The organism is Gordonia sp. WA4-43 (genome assembly GCF_020520305.1).
GTDB classification, from domain to species: domain Bacteria; phylum Actinomycetota; class Actinomycetes; order Mycobacteriales; family Mycobacteriaceae; genus Gordonia; species Gordonia hongkongensis.
This window is the reverse complement of sequence record NZ_CP084736.1, coordinates 1608790-1624964: the sequence shown is the minus strand read 5'-3', so window position 1 is coordinate 1624964 and position 16175 is coordinate 1608790. Positions and strand designations below refer to the sequence as shown.

The window sequence follows — 16175 nt, the reverse complement described above, 5'->3', positions numbered from 1 at the left end:
TGTCAGTCCGTCAGCGCCGAACCGGAGTCGCCGCGGCGGTGCCCGCGGGTTCGGGGTAGCCGCCGATCAGGTTCCATTCGTCGGGGGTCGCGACCATGGTGACCAGGATCGGTCGCCCACCGGTGTCGAGTGCGATGTCCTGTGGCGTACGCGGATTCTGACGCAGCGCGACGGTGGCGCCGTCGGCGGGTTCGCCGAGGCCCGGTGCGACGACGATCATCCGCGTGGTGTCGGGCTGTGGGGAAGGTGGCGCCACACCGTCGACGATGACCAGGCCGGGGCCGGGGCGCGCCGGGGTGCGGTCGCCCGAGAGTGACAGCGCGCTCGGATCGCCCACGGCGGTGACCACCGGGGTCCACCGGTGCGGGCGGTCGGTGTGCACGCGCACCGCGGCACCGACCGCGACTGCGCGGAGAGCGATCTGGGCCACGACGTGAATGCCCGCGGCGACCGAGACCGTGGAGATACCGGGTCCGACGAGCCGGGTGGCGACCGCGCGGCCGGCGTGATCGGCGCCGATGAGCTGGCCGCAACCGCCTGCCGGGATACGCGCCGAAGCGAGGAACGCCTCCGCCTCCGAACCCGTGAGTGCGGGTACGGCCCGGTCGAGCCGGGTCGGCGTCGAGATGGGGAGACTCGCTGCGAGAGCGTCGAACTGGCGGCCGTCGAGGGGGATCAGACCCGCGGGCCATCCACCGAGTGCGCGCCGCGCGGCGGGGAACTCGTTGACGCGGACGATCCCGGACACCTCGACCGTCGTGCGATCGCCGCGACGCCTGCCCTCGGTGACTCGTGGGCGCAACTTCACGGTGACGGTCGTCGAGACCGCGGAGTTGACCCAGATGCCGCGCAGCACGTCGGTCAGGGCGGCCGGTTCGACGGCGGCGCTGCGCATCCGCAGACCGGCGACGCCGACCGAGTCGCGTTCCTCGGCGAGCGAGTCGAGGCTCGCGCCCTCGATGAGCTGCGCCGTGATGGCGGTGATCTGTGCCGCCGACAGGATGGTCGTCGACAAGCCGTGTTCGGCGAGCCTCTTGGCGACGCGGCGGGTGGTCACCGTCGCGGTGCGCAGTGCACCGGTCGCGCCGCCCCCGCGGCGGGCGACGGCGTCGGCGCAGTCGAGGGGATTGAGCCGGAGGACGACCAACACTGACCGTTGGGCCGTCGCCGACAGCGGGCCCAGGGTGCGGTCGTAGGTGTCCGGCGCGATGCCCGAACCCCACACGCGCACACCGTGACTGATGACCTCGATGGAGCTGAGCCGGATGTCGTAGGGACTGATGCACTCGGCCAGGACGCCGAGGGGCACCACCTGGCCCGATTCGTCGCCGAGTTCGCTGTGGCCCGGGGTCAGGTAGGTGACGGCCGGGCTGCCCGGGTCCACCCGGACGACGGTGACCAGGGTGTCGCCGACCCACCTCGCGCCGATGGTCGTCGGAGCCGATGTCCGCCGTGCGGTGGCGTGGGTGCTGGGGGCGGGCAGCGGGATGTCGAACGGGGCCGGGGCGAGATCGCCGTGGTCGCGGCGCATCCGCGACCACGAGAACGACAGATTCGCCACGATTCGCCCGAACACCGACGGCCGGCCGCCGACCCGCACCAGACCTGCGGAGACGACCGCGGCCACGCCGAGTGCGGTTGCACCCCAGACGCTGCCGGACACCACCCAGACGACGAGTCCGAGTGCCAGCACCGCCTCGATCACGACGAGTGTGGGCAGTGCCATCCCACGTCTGTTCCGCTCCACGGTTGCGACCCCCTCGTTCACCGCTGCCGACTGCCGCGTGCCGTCCACCGAGAGTGTGCACAAGCGGTGGAGCCCCACACGTCAGGGGCATGTTTGTCGGCTAGGCTACTACCGCGCGGCAGGGGGTATGCCGCAGGAGATCACAACCCGCTCGCCGCCGGAGAAGGTCCGACGCCGCGGCCCGGGTGCGGACAGGGGGAGCCGTGGCACGTCAGCTGACGACCAAAGCCCAGGTCAACGGCTACCGTTTCCTGATCAAGAGGCTCGAGCACGCGCTGGTACGACGCGATGTCCGGATGTTGCACGATCCCATGCGTTCACAGTTGCAGGCGCTCGTGGTCGGGACCGTCCTCGGCTTGTTGGTCCTCGGCGGGTGCGGAATCTGGGGCCTGATCCGGCCGCAGGGGTCCGTCGGCGACGCCACGATCATCGTCAGCAAGAACAGCGGCAGCACCTACGTCCTGATCGAGGACACCCTGCATCCCGTCCTCAACCTGGCCTCGGCACGGCTGGTGACGGGTAGCTCGGAGTCGCCGACCTCGGTCGGGGACAACAAGCTCAAGCCGTACCCGCGCGGACCCCTGTTGGGCATCCCGGGTGCGCCGGCGGCACTGCCGAAGTCGTCGCACCCGGACTCCTCCACCTGGACGGTCTGCGATTCGTCGACCGTGTCGGAGGCGCCGGTCGAGTCGATCGAGCAGACCGTCATCGCCGAGACGCCGCGTCTGGGTGACGCGATCGGGACGGCGAACCCCGCCGACGCCGTGCTCGTCGACGGCGGCGACGAGACCTTCCTGGTGTATCAGCTGTTCCGGGACGGTGTCTGGAGTCCGGTCCGTGCCGCTGTCGACACCGAGAGCGCGCCCGTCATGCGGGCTCTCGGCCTCGAGGGGGCCACGCCCCGGCAGATGTCCACCGGCCTGCTCAATACCTTCCCACTCGTCGATCCGCTTGCCGTGCCGGAGATCTCGGGTGCCGGCCAGCCCGGGGCAGTCGACGGCGCGAGTGTCGGCAGTGTCGTCAAGTCGGTCGGTGTCGACGACACGACGTCCTATCATCTGGTGCTGCGCGACGGGGTGCAGGAGATCAGCGCCCCGACCGCCGAACTCTTGCGGCTGGCCGACTCCGACGCAGCTCCGGTGACCACCGTCGCCCCGGGGCAGCTCGCCGCGCTGAGAACCGTGGAGTCGGAACCCGTCTCGGACTTTCCCGAAGTCGCGCCGTCGCTGCTGGACGTGAGCGGCGATCCGACGCTGTGCCGCACCTGGACCCGCGGGACGGGGGAGCCCCGCGCACAGACGACGTTGCTCGCGGGGCGCGAACTGCCGCTCGCGTCGGACGCGGTGCCGGTCCGGCTGACGTCGTCCGATGGTGCCGGACCGAACCTCGACGCGGTCTACATGCCGCCCGGCTCGGGTGAGTATCTGCAGGTGACCGGCAACGAGTCGGACAGCTCGCGCACCGAATCGCTGTTCTACGTCAACGATTCGGGTGTGCGGTTCGGCGTACCGGACTTCGAGACCGGCGGCATCCTCGGGCTCGGGGATTCACCATCCCGCGCGCCGTGGTCGGTGGTGTCGCTGCTCGCGCCCGGGCCGACCCTCTCGCGCGAGCACGCCCTTGTCGCGCACGACGGCCTGGAGACCGCACGACTCGACGCCGGCGCGGAGCACACCGAAGGACCCTCGACCGGCGGATGATCGACGGCGCTCCCGCCGCGGCCCTACGTGAGCGGGCCGCCGACGATGTTGCCGACGATCCCGCGGATGACGTTGGTGCCGTCCTCGGATCGCAGTTCCTCATACCAGGCCGCGGTCGCCTCCGGGTCCTTGCCGTGCGTGACGTCGCAGCGCTTGCGTGCGCGGAGCACGAGGTCGGCGGCCCGTTCGGTGCGTGACGCCTCATAGGTCGTGAGGGCCGCGTGCAGGTCGTCGGGGTGATCACGGAAGGCGAACTGCAGGGCGATCGCATCTTCCATCGCCGAACAACCACCCTGCCCGATGTCGGGGGTGGTGTTGTGTGCGGCGTCGCCGAGTAGTGCTACATGTCCCCGGACCCAGGTGTGGAACGGATCGATGTCGAGGATCTCGACGCGGTTGGTGGTCGCGGGATCCAGTGTCTCGATGAGCTTCTGGACGCCGGGCGCCCATCCGGCGAACTCCTCGGCGAGCACCTCGCGTGCGGTTCCACGTTCGAACGGAACCCCTTCGGGCATGGTCACGTCGAAGAAGAAGTAGAATCGGTTGCCCGCCACCGGCATCACCGATACCCGACGCGAATCGCCCACGTAGGTGGTCCATTCGGTGGCCGGTCCGATCTCCTCGTCGATCGGGACGAGCCCGTTGAAGTTCACGTACCCCGCGTAACGACGCTCGACAGCGTGACCGAGCACATGGTCGCGGGCAAGCGATCTCGCACCGTCGGCGGCGATGACGACATCACCCTGGGCAGTGGTGCCGTCGGCGAATTCGACAGTGGCGCCGTCCGGACCGTCGTGGACGGCGACCATCTTCTTGCCGAACCGGATCTCGTCGTGGCCGAAGGCGTTCATGAGCATGAGCTGGAGTTCGGCGCGTGCGATCGGGTAAGGACGTTGCCCGACCTCGTCGATGAGCGGTGCCATGCTGAAGCGGCACATCGTCTCTCCGGTGAATGCGTCGATGTAGCTCATCGAATCGACGATGCCGCCCAGCGCGGCGGTCTCGGCTTCGAGGCCGAGGTGGTTCAGGCACTTGACCCCGTTGGACCACACCGAGATCGCCGCGCCGACGGGGCGGTTCTCGGTGACCTGCTCGTATATCTCGACCTCGTGCCCGAGCTGTCGCAACGCGATGCCCGCCGAGGTCCCGCCCATACCGGCGCCGATGATCACAGCTTTCACAGGAACCCAGGCTAGGTGTCCGCGAGCCGCGGCGCGCGGCGAGTACGCCGGACACCTCGCCGCCTGACCGCCGCTGCGAGGACGTCGTGACCGGGATGGACCCGACGGGTCAGGACCGGTCGTGTCCGGTGACGAGCGCGGTGACCATGTCCTGCCACTGATGGGTGATCGTCTCGAGGTCGAGTCCGACGTCCACCAACAGGTAGCGGACCGAACTCGCCGAGAGCGGCGCCTGGACAGTGAGGGCCAGGAAATCCAGCGCGCCGTCGAAACCCAACTGGCGCAACAGGATCTGCACATGCTGGGTGGACGTTCGGGCCACCGGGTGACTCATGAAGTCCTCGGCGCCGGCGCCGGCCTCCAGCAGGATGTCGAGGTGGTCGGCGGTGAGCTTGAGGCGAGCGCGACCGTAGGCGAGGAGTCGGTCGAGTGGGGGAGCGCCGGGACCCAGCGGCTCCGGACCGGACAGATACGCCTGCTGGATCTCGGACTCGCTGTGGTCGAGGAGAGCGAGCATGAGCCCGGTCCGGCTGCCGAAGCGACGGAACACTGTGCCCTTGCCCACACCCGCTTCGCGGGCAACCGCCTCCATCGTCACCGCGGCCGCACCGTGGTGATCGATGAGGTTCTTGGCGGCAGCCAGCAACAGACGCCGGTTACGTGCGGCGTCGGCACGTTCGGTCCCCGAAGAATTGAGCGAGATGTGGAGTGGGGAGTGGTCGGGCCCGTTTGGCACGTGATGAGCGTAACCCTTGACCAGATGCGGAATGAATCGGACCCTGGTCCGGTTAGAGCATGTCGTAGACAAGGTCGCGTGGTCTTCCACGGACTCCTGTGCCATCGAGAGGAATCACATGTCGGAACGAGTCGTCGAACTGGTCGCGCTGGTCGGAAGCCTGCGTACGGCCTCGGTCAACCGCCAGCTCGCCCACCTGGCCGCGAACAATGCGCCGTCGGGAGTCTCCATCACGGTCGTCGACAATCTCGGCTCGCTGCCGTTCTACAGCGAGGACATCGACATCGAGGAGCAGCTCGACCCAGCCGTGGCGAACCTGCGCCAGATCGTCGGCGCCGCCGACGGCGTGCTGATCGCGACCCCCGAGTACAACGGCACCATCCCCGCCGCACTCAAGAACGCCATCGACTGGTTGTCGCGGCCCTACGGCACCGGCGCGCTCACGGGCAAGCCCGTCGCGGTGCTGAGCGCGGCCCTCGGCCAGTACGGCGGCGCGTGGACCCGTGAGGACACCCGTAAGTCGGTCGGCATCGCCGGCGGTCGCGCGATCGCGGAAGCCGACCTCGGTCTGCAGCTCGCGGCACTGCCCGAGGCCGGCCTGGATTCTCCGGAGGTCGTCGAGAAGGTCGTCGCGTCCGTCACCCGGCTCGTCGACGAGGTCGCTGTCAGCGCCTGACCCGCACCAACGTCCCGACGCCGCGCCCGGCCCTTGCCCGGCGCGGCGTCGTCGTGTCCGGGGGTGCCGGCGTCGGGCCGCGAGTGCGACCGGGGGCGGATGTGGATGGTCGGTGGACATGTTGTGGACCGCCTCGGGACAGCCTGTGAACGACACGCCGGACACGCGGAGGACACGCGGGGGATTTGTGATCGTGCACCGCTCCGACCTGCATGTCTTCCATCAATGTTATTCACAAGCCCTTGTGGTGACCAGAAATGTCAGCCACTAGGTGTAGTGTTTGAGCTACCAGTCAGGCAGACGACGAGAAGCAGTTCGACTCCTCGGAGAAAGCCACCACGATGGTGATCCAGGTCACCATCTTCACGCTGGGAAACCGCACGTCACTGGCGATTCCTACGACCCGAGGAGTACCTCCGAATGTCTATCACCGTCTACACGAAGCCGGCCTGCGTCCAGTGCAATGCCACCTACAAGGCCCTCGACAAGCAGGGTCTGTCCTATGAGATCGTCGACATCAGCGAAGATGCCGAGGCGCGTGACTACGTGATGGCGCTCGGCTACCTGCAGGCACCCGTCGTGGTCGCCGGCGACGCGCACTGGTCGGGCTTCCGTCCCGACCGCATCAAGGCACTCGCCACCGCCGCTGCCTGATCTGCCGTCACCATCACGGTGACATCGCCCGCCCGACCGGCGGTGCAGAGGCGATCCGACGGGGAAGCCGGATCACATCGCATCGCGAGGTCATCGAGGAAATGGTCACGCCGCTCACGGCGTTGACACCGACAGTGCCGGGCCGGACACGGCCGGCGAGATCACGAGAACTACCGGCTGGAGGAGACATGGCGGCAGAATCGCCGTTGATCGTGTATTTCTCCTCCGTCTCGGAGAACACCCACCGGTTCGTCGAGAAACTGGACATGCGCGCCGTGCGCATCCCGGTCCTCGATCGGACCGGTGTTTTCCGTGTCGACGAGCCGTATGTCCTGGTCTGCCCGACCTACGGCGGGGGCAAGGCGACGGGGCAACCCGGCGGCTACGTTCCCAAGCAGGTCATCCGCTTCCTCAACGACGAACACAATCGGTCATCGATCAGGGGGGTGATCGCGGCGGGTAACACGAACTTCGGCGAGGAGTTCTGTTACGCCGGCGATGTCATCGCACGGAAGTGCCACGTCCCCTACCTCTACCGGTTCGAATTGATGGGCACCTCCGACGATGTCGACCGCGTCCGCGCGGGACTCGCCGAATTCGCCCAGAGTCCGGCGTTCGCGGCGAGCGTGTCGCTCAGCGCCTCGCCCGCCTGACCTGCGGATTCCGCTCGATCAGGCTTTGTCGTACCCCTCCCATACTCTGGCCGCACCGGCCCTCGGTAACAGCCACCACTACCCGCAGGAGTCATCTGTCGTGTCGCCCACCGCCGCCGTCTCGGACACCACTTCAGCCAGCAAGTCGGGTGTGCACCCCGGGCCCTCGGGACACGACCCGGGCGAGCTCGACTACCACGCCCTCAATGCGATGCTCAACCTGTACGACGCCGAGGGCAAGATCCAGTTCGACAAGGATCGCGAAGCCGCGAACCAGTACTTCCTGCAGCACGTCAACCAGAACACGGTCTTCTTCCACGATCTCGACGAGAAGCTCGACTACCTCGTCGAGGAGAACTACTACGAGCCCGAGGTCCTTGCGAAGTACGACCGCGAGTTCGTCAAGAGCCTCTTCGGGCACGCCTACAGCAAGAAGTTCCGTTTCCCGACCTTCCTCGGGGCGTTCAAGTACTACACGAGCTACACGCTCAAGACGTTCGACGGCAAGCGGTACCTGGAGCGTTTCGAGGATCGCGTGTGCATGGTGGCGCTGACCCTGGCCGACGGCGACACGGCCCTCGCGCGCAACCTCACCGACGAGATCATCGACGGCCGGTTCCAGCCGGCGACGCCGACCTTCCTCAACTCCGGCAAGAAGCAGCGCGGCGAACCCGTCTCGTGCTTCCTGCTGCGTATCGAGGACAACATGGAGTCGATCGGCCGGTCGATCAACTCGGCCTTGCAGCTCTCCAAGCGCGGCGGCGGAGTTGCCTTGCTGCTCAGCAACATCCGCGAGCACGGTGCGCCGATCAAGAAGATCGAGAACCAGAGTTCGGGTGTCATCCCGATCATGAAGCTGCTCGAGGATTCCTTCTCCTACGCCAACCAGCTCGGTGCCCGGCAGGGCGCGGGCGCGGTGTACCTGCACGCGCACCACCCCGACATCTACCGCTTCCTCGACACCAAGCGCGAGAACGCGGACGAGAAGATCCGTATCAAGACCCTGTCGCTCGGTGTGGTCATCCCGGACATCACGTTCGAGCTGGCCAAGGCCAACGACGACATGTACCTGTTCAGTCCGTACGACGTCGAACGTGTCTACGGCGTACCGTTCGCCGACGTCAACGTGACGGACAAGTACCACGAGATGGTCGAGGACCGTCGCATCCGCAAGACCAAGATCAAGGCGCGCGAGTTCTTCCAGACCCTCGCCGAGCTGCAGTTCGAGTCGGGATACCCGTACATCATGTTCGAGGACACGGTGAACCGGGCCAACCCGATCGACGGCAAGATCACGCACTCCAACCTGTGCTCGGAGATCCTGCAGGTGTCGACGCCGTCGACCTTCAACGACGACCTGTCGTATGCCGAAGTGGGCAAGGACATCTCGTGCAACCTGGGTTCGCTGAACATCGCCAAGACGATGGATTCGCCCGACATCGGCCAGACCATCGAGACCGCCATCCGCGGCCTCACCGCGGTGAGCGACCAGACCACGATCACGTCGGTGCCCTCGATCGAGCACGGCAACAACCAGTCCCACGCCATCGGCCTGGGGCAGATGAACCTGCACGGATACCTGGCGCGTGAGCGGGTCTTCTACGGCAGCGAAGAAGGCATCGACTTCACGAACATCTACTTCTACACGGTGCTCTATCACGCGCTGCGCGCGTCGAACCGGATCGCCGCCGAGCGCGGCCGGGCGTTCACCGGCTTCGAGAAGTCGAAGTACGCGAGCGGTGAGTTCTTCGACAAGTACACCGAGAAGGTGTGGGAGCCGGCGACCCAGAAGGTGCGAGACCTGTTCGGGCAGGCCGGGATCGCCATCCCGACCCAGGACGACTGGCGTGAGCTGAAGGCCGCCGTCCAGCGTGACGGCATCTACAACCAGAACCTGCAGGCCGTCCCGCCGACCGGTTCGATCAGCTACATCAATCACTCGACCAGTTCGATCCACCCGGTCGCCGCCAAGATCGAGATCCGCAAGGAAGGCAAGATCGGCCGCGTCTACTACCCGGCGCCGTACATGACGAACGACAACCTGGAGTACTACCAGGACGCGTACGAGATCGGGTACGAGAAGATCATCGACACCTACGCCGCGGCCACGCAGCATGTCGACCAGGGCCTCAGCCTGACGCTCTTCTTCAAGGACACCGCCACCACGCGCGACGTCAACAAGGCGCAGATCTACGCATGGCGCAAGGGCATCAAGACGCTCTACTACATCCGCCTGCGCCAGATCGCGCTCGAGGGGACCGAGGTGGAAAATTGCGTCAGCTGCATGTTGTGACCTGTTGAGTGTGAACCGTTGCGTACGAACATGGTTCCGGCCACAGGCGGCGTGATCTACGGGGTTCGGTTGCGGGCCGCGTATGACTATCGCTACATCGGGCTCACCACAAAAACTGGGCAGCAGCGGCTGCGGCAACACTTCAAAGTCGCGGCGGCCGGAAGAAAGACACCGTTCTATGACTGGCTCCGATTGCAAGATCGCGACAACGTTTTGGCGGACGAGTTGCAGTTCGTCGAAGGACTCAACGAGTTGGGGGAGGCCGAGATCGCTTGGATCGCCTACCTCAAGCGCGACGGCCAACCGCTGCTGAACCTGGCAGAGGGCGGATTGGGTCCTACCGGGGTGGTTTGGACCGGGGAGATGCGAGAAGCGGCTCGGGTTCGTTCCACTGGACGGAAGGGGCTGAGCCGGTTTGCGGATGACAATCCGTTCTATGGTCTCAAGCACTCCGACGAACAGCGTGAGAAGTGGTCGGTCCAGCGCAGAGGCTCTATCACCGGAGAAGCAAATCCGAACTTCGGGAAGTTCGGACCTGCTCACCCCAGCTACGGGCGCGTCATGTCGGAGGAAGCTCGCGCTCGACTGTCGGAGCAACGAAAAGGCGAGGGAAATCCGAACTTCGGGCGGCGCGCGAGCGAGGAGACACGCCGCAAGATGTCCGACGCTCAGAGGGGGCGTCCAAAGCCCTCGAGCAAACGGAATGCCCACACCAGGCACCACACGAACAAAGGCGTGTTCAAGAGCACGTGTCAGTACTGCATCGACGATGTAGCCAAACCCGATGAGTGAAGAAAGCGACATCTGCCATGTCTGAGAAGCTCAAGCTGGTCAGCCGGGTCTCGGCGATCAACTGGAACCGCGTGCCCGACGAGAAGGATGCCGAGGTGTGGGATCGCCTCACCGGCAACTTCTGGTTGCCCGAGAAGGTGCCGGTGTCCAACGACATCCCGTCGTGGGGCACGCTCACCGAATACGAGAAGCAGCTCACCATGCGGGTGTTCACCGGTCTCACCCTGCTCGACACCATCCAGGGCACGGTCGGCGCGGTGTCGCTGATCCCGGACGCCACCACTCCGCACGAGGAGGCGGTGCTTACCAACATCGCCTTCATGGAGTCGGTGCACGCCAAGAGCTACAGCTCGATCTTCTCGACACTGTGCTCCACCAAGGAGATCGACGAGGCGTTCCGCTGGTCGGAGGAGAACGAGCAGCTGCAGCGCAAGGCGCAGATCGTCATGGACTACTACCGTGGCGACGACCCGCTGAAGCGCAAGGTCGCCTCGACGCTGCTCGAGTCGTTCCTGTTCTACTCCGGCTTCTACCTGCCGATGTACTGGTCGAGCCGCGCGAAGCTCACCAACACCGCCGACCTGATCCGCCTCATCATCCGCGACGAAGCGGTGCACGGGTACTACATCGGCTACAAGTATCAGCGCGGACTCGAGGTCGAGACCCCGGAGCGTCGTCAGGAGCTCAAGGACTACACCTTCGAGTTGCTGTTCGAGCTCTACGACAACGAGAGTGACTACACCGAGGCTCTGTACGACGAGGTCGGGCTGAGCGAGGACGTCAAGAAGTTCCTGCGCTACAACGCGAACAAGGCCCTGATGAATCTGGGCTACGAGGCCATGTTCCCGCGCGACGAGACCGACGTGAACCCGGCGATCCTGTCGGCGCTGTCGCCCAACGCCGACGAGAACCACGACTTCTTCTCCGGGTCGGGCAGTTCCTACGTCATCGGCAAGGCCGTCAACACCGAGGACGAGGACTGGGACTTCTAGTCTCGCTACGAATCGCCGGCGGTGAGGCGGTCGTAGAGATCGCCGAGCTCGTCGATCGCCTCGGCGATGTCGGCGGGCGCGACGCCGGTGGCTCGCAACGCCGCCCGTAGTTCGCCGCCGTCGAGCGCGGTCAGCGGGTTCATCCGCGACGGCGACGGCAGCGGCGGCAGCGTCGACGCGGTGCCGTAGAAGTCGTCGACCTGCAACGACTCCGACCCGGCGTCGTCCGAGGACCGTGATGCCGGAGGGCGAGAGTCGATCTCGGCCAGCAGCGCTCGCAGGTCGGTGCCCATCACGGTCAGCAGGGTCAACGGGGTGCGGTCGATCTCGGCGGCCACCTCGTAACAGGTGACGAGCGCATGGATGCACCGCGGCGCCTCGTCGGGGCACGTGCAGTCGGTCTCGACGTCGGCGGATTCGGTGGGCACCAGCAGCTCACCCAGCGCCGGCGGCTGTTCGCCGCGGGTGAGCAGCATGAGTTCATCGCCAGCGTTGCGCTCGCGGAGTAGGTTCGCGAGTGTCGGGGTGTCGACGGTGCGGGTGGTCAGGATGACGTCGAACGGCTCGAGCTGGGTGCCCTCCACCGAGGCGGTCACCCGGCCGGCGCCGATCCGTAGGCCGCGCAGATGCCGATCGCGGAAATACCTGCGCGCCTTGGTGATACGCCGGCTGTCCGCGACCGATTCGCCGTCGGCGCCGCGTCCCTCGACGACATCGACGAAGGCGCGTGACCATGAGGTGAGGCCATAGCCGCGGACCGCGATCGTGCCACGCTCACCGCGGCGTTGCGTGCCCTTCTTGCGCACCGTCATTCGCTGACCGCCTCGTCGCGCAGCCGGATGAGTTCGAAGAGTTCGTCGTCGGCGAGGTCGGACACCCAGTTCTCGCCGGCCGCGACCGTCAGCCGGGACAGCTCACGTTTCTTGGCGATCATGTCGTCGATGCGCTCCTCGATGGTGCCGACACAGACGAACCGATGCACTGATACCTTCTGGTCCTGGCCGATCCGGTAGGCGCGGTCGGTGGCCTGGTCCTCGACGGCCGGGTTCCACCACCGATCGACGTGGATGACGTTGTTGGCCGCGGTCAGGTTGAGCCCGGTGCCGCCGGCTTTCAGCGTCGCCAGCAGGACCGGCGGCCCGTCGTCGGACTGGAAGTCGGCGACGAGACGGTCGCGCTCGGTGCGACCCAGACCGCCGTGCAGAAGCGGGATCTCGCTGCCGAACTCCGCGGTCAACCACGACGACAGCATGTCACCGAAGGCGGCGAACTGGGTGAAGACCAATGCGCGGTCGCCCTCCTCGGCGACGGTGGAGACGATGTCGGCCAGCAATTCGACCTTGCCGGAGCGGTGTTCGCCGTCGCGGACGAGGTCGGTGCCATCGGCGAGATAATGCGCGGGGTGATTGCACACCTGCTTGAGGCGGGTCAGTGCAGCCAGCACGTTGCGGCGTCGTAGTGTGCGCTGCTGCTTGTCGCGCAGTGCCGCCATCAGTTCGTCGATCACCGCGCGGTACAGCGCCGCCTGCTCGACGGTGAGGTTGGCCCGGACGGCGAAGTCCGCCTTCTCCGGGAGGTCGGCGGCGATCGCCGGATCGGTCTTCTCGCGGCGCAGGATGAACGGCCGGGTGATCGCCGACAACCGTCGGAGGGCGGCCGGGTCACGATCCCGTTCGATCGGTTCGGCGTAGCGTGCGCGGAACACCGACGCGGACCCGAGCAGGCCCGGGTTGACCAGGTCGATGACGGCGCGGAGATCCTCCAGGCGGTTCTCGACCGGGGTGCCGGTGAGGGCGAGTCGGTGGTCGGCGGGGACCGTCCGAACCGCCTTGGCCGCGATGGTGTTCACGTTCTTGAGGTGCTGGGCCTCGTCGACCACGATCCGATGCCAGGGTCGTGAGGACAGCAACTCGTGGTCGCGCGCCGCGATCGCGAAGGTGGTGACCACGATGTCGACGGACTCGCGGATGCCAGCGAACGCCGCCCCGGACTCGCGGGACGGCCCGTGGTGGATCGCCACACGGAGCGCGGGCGCGAACCGGGCGAACTCCCGCGCCCAGTTGCCCACCAGAGACATTGGGCAGACGACGAGCGTCGGCTTCCGACGATCATCGGCAGGCGACGCGGACGGACCGCTGCGTTCGTGGCATTCCAGAGCGATGACCTGCAGGGTCTTGCCCAGGCCCATGTCGTCGGCCAGCACGCCGCCCACACCGAGAGTCGCCAGATGGGCGAGCCAGTCCAGGCCGCGCTGCTGGTAGGGACGCAGGGTGGCGGTCAACCCCGTCGGTGGCGCGACGGATTCGGGACGAAGGACGCCGGTGTCGGCGACGTCGTCGAGCCAGGAGAGGCCTTCGACTCGTGACACCGGTACGGGTAGACGGTCCGACTCGCCGGTGACGAGATTGAACAGCTCGCCGAAGTCGCTCGGCGGTTCGGCCGCGGCCAGCGCGCGTTGGGTGGCGACGAACGTGGCTGCCCGGGTCAGCGCGGCGCCCTCGGCGCGCATCCACACCCCGCGCACGCGGACCAGATCGCCTTTCTGGCCGGACAATTCGTCGAGGTCGGCGTCGGTGAGCGTGATCGCGTCGGGGGTGTCGCCGAGGGCGAGACGCCACTCGAACTCCCGGATCTCCCGCAGGCCGACCATCGCCGCCGGTGCCCCGCCGCCGGGCGGGGCGAGCGCGCGCAGGGTCAGACTCGGACGGACCTCGGCGATCGTCCTCGGCAGCAGAACCGGGATGCCGACGGCGCCGAGCGCCGCCGCGCCCGTGGCGAAGAGTTCTTCCGCGATCGCGGTCGGCAGCAGGAAGTCGAGGGAGCCCCGATCGGGGTCGGCGCGGCCCAGTTCGGGGAATTCGCGGACTGCCGCAGCCAACTCGGTCGTCAGTTCGTCGAGTTCGTGGGCGTCGAGGCGGTGCGGCGCGACGGGTTCGACCTGTCCGTCGATGCTCCGACGACAGACCTGCAGTCGCCACCGCGAGGTCTCGGCCACCTCGGAGCGGCTCGGCGGGTCGACGGTGTCGTCGTCCCATTCGTCGGCCCACGGAGTGTCGGCGAGGTCGTCGTACTCGGGTTCGTGCAGCCGGAAGATGAGTGAACGATCGTCGCGCGGAGCGCCGGCGTTCCACCGCGACCAGCCACCCGCGGCGGCGGCGAGACGTTCCGGCGAGCTGGGCGGGCGGGGATCGGCGTCGGGGAGCAGTGCCCGCACGATGGGTGACGCGGGCCGTGGTTCACCGAGGCGGACGGTGGAACGAGCGATGGCAGAACGGCATTCGTGGTCGACGAGTTCGGCGAGGAAGTCGTCCAGCGCGGGTGCGGACCCGTTGTGCAACAGCGCATCCGGAGCGCTTCCCACGAAGACGGCATGCCAGCTGCGCCACGTCGGCGTCGCGACGACGACCCAGCGCACCATCCACTCGCCGGCCACCTGCTGGACCGACGGCGCCACGGTGCCCGACCGCACGAAGGCCCGCACACCGTCGAGGAGATATCGATACCAGCGGACATCGCCGGTCACCGCGATGGATCGCGACGCGTCGAGAAGCGTGATCGCCGACGTCATGCCCAACGTCGCGGCGCGGACGAAACGTCGGTGGCCGTCGGCGTCGACGACGGGGATCTCGCTGCGGAAGCGACGGCCGTCGAGTAGGTCGCGAAGGGGCGCGGCGAGATCGGACGGGTCCCCGTCGACCCACACCGCCAGGCCGACGCCCGGTCGCCACAGGGCGTGCAGGGGCTCGGCGGGGCTGGGCTTCGGGGCAGAGTCGGTGGCAGGCTGCCCGCTGGACGGCGCATCATGTGGCATGGAGGATCGTCGGCCAGTTTAGCGACGGGCTACGACACCAGTCGTCGACGGCGGACGGTGCGCGAGACCACCCGACAGTGGTTTGCCCGTTCGGGGAGCCGGGTATCGACGATCGTCGCCCGGCAGACCGGCCGGAACGATCGTAGGAGGTACCGATGGGACAGTCCGAGAGCTCCGCGACCTCGGGGGACAGGGATACCGGCAAGGGTCCGGACAAAGAAGTCGAGAAGGATCCGCCCGGCCCGCAGGACCACGGACGCGAGGGCGGGATGGCCACGCGCGAGAACGCCCCCGAAGCGGTCCAGCGCTCCGAGGGCGGCGACTCGTAGGAAGGTCGGGTAACCCGGGTCAGGACACCTCGCGCAGGAGTCCGGTCGCGACGTCGAAGACGAACCCGCGCAACGACGTGGTCTTGGTGACGAACGGGCTGTTCTGGATCCGGGTGATCGATTGGCGGACGTCCTCGTCGAGATCGGCGAACGCCTCCGCCGACCACGCGGGCTTCTGCCCGATCTCGTCCTGGATCTGGCGCTTGAAGTCGTCGTCGGTGAACGTCAGCATGCCGCAGTCGGTGTGGTGGATGAGGATGATCTCGGTGGTGCCGAGCAGTCGCTGACTGATGGCCAGGGAGCGGATCTCGTCGTCGGTCACCACCCCGCCGGCGTTGCGGATCACGTGGGCCTCGCCCTCGTTCAATCCGAGGATGCGGTAGACGTCGAGGCGGGCGTCCATACAGGCCACCACCGCGACGTGCTTGGCCGGCGGCAGGGGCAACGGCCCGGTGAAGGTCTTGGCGTATTCGGCGTTGTTCTCGAGGCATTCGTCGGTGACACTCATGCGCCGATCCTGATGTGTCGACGTCGCCCCGGCGAGGGTTTGGACGTGGGTGATCGGAAGTGGCCGAAACGGCACCCGGCAGATGTAGCGCATCGTTGCGCCT

General features: G+C 67.2%; 14 protein-coding genes. 8 read left to right on the top strand and 6 right to left on the bottom strand.

From position 1 onward, the window contains the following. Positions 1 to 10: 10 nt before the first annotated feature. The gene (gene eccE, locus LEL84_RS07360) at positions 11 to 1726 is read right to left on the bottom strand and encodes a type VII secretion protein EccE (protein ID WP_226513685.1); all 1716 of its coding nucleotides are present in this window, start codon (positions 1724 to 1726) and stop codon (positions 11 to 13) included. Between the two features lie 224 nt (positions 1727 to 1950). Here eccE and eccB point away from each other — a divergent pair, with 224 nt between their 5' ends. Beyond that, the gene (eccB, locus tag LEL84_RS07355) at positions 1951 to 3447 is read left to right on the top strand and encodes a type VII secretion protein EccB (protein ID WP_226513684.1); all 1497 of its coding nucleotides are present in this window, start codon (positions 1951 to 1953) and stop codon (positions 3445 to 3447) included. 23 nt (positions 3448 to 3470) lie between these two features. Here the strand turns inward: eccB and hpxO are convergent, their stop codons facing one another. Both hpxO and LEL84_RS07345 read right to left on the bottom strand, forming a co-directional pair. Next, positions 3471 to 4628: an FAD-dependent urate hydroxylase HpxO gene (gene hpxO / locus LEL84_RS07350; protein WP_058252545.1), complete on the bottom strand. Its 1158-nt coding sequence runs from the start codon at positions 4626 to 4628 to the stop codon at positions 3471 to 3473. A gap of 109 nt (positions 4629 to 4737) precedes the next feature. Further along, positions 4738 to 5364 carry a TetR/AcrR family transcriptional regulator gene (locus tag LEL84_RS07345; protein ID WP_065632656.1) on the bottom strand — a complete coding sequence of 209 codons (627 nt, stop codon included), beginning with the start codon at positions 5362 to 5364 and terminating at the stop codon, positions 4738 to 4740. Between the two features lie 118 nt (positions 5365 to 5482). On the opposite strand from LEL84_RS07345, the gene LEL84_RS07340 reads away from it, so the two are divergent. The 6 genes from LEL84_RS07340 to nrdF all read left to right on the top strand — a co-directional run bounded on the left by LEL84_RS07340 (position 5483) and on the right by nrdF (position 11424). Next, positions 5483 to 6040, top strand: a complete 558-nt coding sequence (locus tag LEL84_RS07340) for an NAD(P)H-dependent oxidoreductase (protein WP_226513683.1) — start codon at positions 5483 to 5485, stop codon at positions 6038 to 6040. Between the two features lie 420 nt (positions 6041 to 6460). Next, complete coding sequence (locus LEL84_RS07335) at positions 6461 to 6694, top strand: redoxin NrdH (protein WP_004019249.1); 234 nt, start codon at positions 6461 to 6463, stop codon at positions 6692 to 6694. 188 nt (positions 6695 to 6882) lie between these two features. After that, positions 6883 to 7347: a class Ib ribonucleoside-diphosphate reductase assembly flavoprotein NrdI gene (nrdI, locus tag LEL84_RS07330; RefSeq protein WP_055475910.1), complete on the top strand. Its 465-nt coding sequence runs from the start codon at positions 6883 to 6885 to the stop codon at positions 7345 to 7347. A 100-nt stretch (positions 7348 to 7447) separates the two neighbouring features. After that, on the top strand, positions 7448 to 9640 hold the full coding sequence (gene nrdE / locus LEL84_RS07325; RefSeq protein ID WP_226513682.1) for a class 1b ribonucleoside-diphosphate reductase subunit alpha: 2193 nt from the start codon (positions 7448 to 7450) through the stop codon (positions 9638 to 9640). 30 nt (positions 9641 to 9670) lie between these two features. Further along, positions 9671 to 10432, top strand: a complete 762-nt coding sequence (locus LEL84_RS07320; RefSeq protein ID WP_226513681.1) for an NUMOD3 domain-containing DNA-binding protein — start codon at positions 9671 to 9673, stop codon at positions 10430 to 10432. Positions 10433 to 10449: 17 nt separating this feature from the next. Continuing rightward, a complete protein-coding gene (gene nrdF / locus LEL84_RS07315) occupies positions 10450 to 11424 on the top strand; it encodes a class 1b ribonucleoside-diphosphate reductase subunit beta (RefSeq protein WP_065632743.1) in 975 nt (324 codons plus the stop codon). A 5-nt stretch (positions 11425 to 11429) separates the two neighbouring features. On the opposite strand, the gene LEL84_RS07310 is transcribed toward nrdF, so the two are convergent. Next, the gene (locus tag LEL84_RS07310; protein ID WP_226513680.1) at positions 11430 to 12236 is read right to left on the bottom strand and encodes a hypothetical protein; all 807 of its coding nucleotides are present in this window, start codon (positions 12234 to 12236) and stop codon (positions 11430 to 11432) included. Next, a complete protein-coding gene (locus LEL84_RS07305; RefSeq protein WP_226513679.1) occupies positions 12233 to 15235 on the bottom strand; it encodes a DEAD/DEAH box helicase in 3003 nt (1000 codons plus the stop codon). The genes LEL84_RS07310 and LEL84_RS07305 overlap by 4 nt, the downstream gene beginning before the upstream one ends. Positions 15236 to 15390: 155 nt before the next feature. Here LEL84_RS07305 and LEL84_RS07300 point away from each other — a divergent pair, with 155 nt between their 5' ends. Continuing rightward, entirely contained in the window at positions 15391 to 15564 is a 174-nt protein-coding gene (locus LEL84_RS07300) for a hypothetical protein (RefSeq protein ID WP_211539383.1), read from the top strand. Between the two features lie 19 nt (positions 15565 to 15583). Here the strand turns inward: LEL84_RS07300 and LEL84_RS07295 are convergent, their stop codons facing one another. Next, entirely contained in the window at positions 15584 to 16072 is a 489-nt protein-coding gene (locus LEL84_RS07295; protein WP_211539382.1) for a beta-class carbonic anhydrase, read from the bottom strand. Positions 16073 to 16175 lie beyond the last annotated feature (103 nt).

What these genes read in the sequence shown, in the direction of transcription:
- eccE (WP_226513685.1), bottom strand. Translation starts at nt 1,726, where the DNA reads ATGGCACTGCCCACACTCGTCGTGATCGAGGCGGTGCTGGCACTCGGA.
- LEL84_RS07340 (WP_226513683.1), top strand. Translation starts at nt 5,483, where the DNA reads ATGTCGGAACGAGTCGTCGAACTGGTCGCGCTGGTCGGAAGCCTGCGT.
- LEL84_RS07335 (WP_004019249.1), top strand. Translation starts at nt 6,461, where the DNA reads ATGTCTATCACCGTCTACACGAAGCCGGCCTGCGTCCAGTGCAATGCC.
- nrdI (WP_055475910.1), top strand. Translation starts at nt 6,883, where the DNA reads ATGGCGGCAGAATCGCCGTTGATCGTGTATTTCTCCTCCGTCTCGGAG.
- LEL84_RS07320 (WP_226513681.1), top strand. Translation starts at nt 9,671, where the DNA reads ATGGTTCCGGCCACAGGCGGCGTGATCTACGGGGTTCGGTTGCGGGCC.
- nrdF (WP_065632743.1), top strand. Translation starts at nt 10,450, where the DNA reads ATGTCTGAGAAGCTCAAGCTGGTCAGCCGGGTCTCGGCGATCAACTGG.
- LEL84_RS07310 (WP_226513680.1), bottom strand. Translation starts at nt 12,236, where the DNA reads ATGACGGTGCGCAAGAAGGGCACGCAACGCCGCGGTGAGCGTGGCACG.
- LEL84_RS07305 (WP_226513679.1), bottom strand. Translation starts at nt 15,235, where the DNA reads ATGCCACATGATGCGCCGTCCAGCGGGCAGCCTGCCACCGACTCTGCC.
- LEL84_RS07300 (WP_211539383.1), top strand. Translation starts at nt 15,391, where the DNA reads ATGGGACAGTCCGAGAGCTCCGCGACCTCGGGGGACAGGGATACCGGC.
- LEL84_RS07295 (WP_211539382.1), bottom strand. Translation starts at nt 16,072, where the DNA reads ATGAGTGTCACCGACGAATGCCTCGAGAACAACGCCGAATACGCCAAG.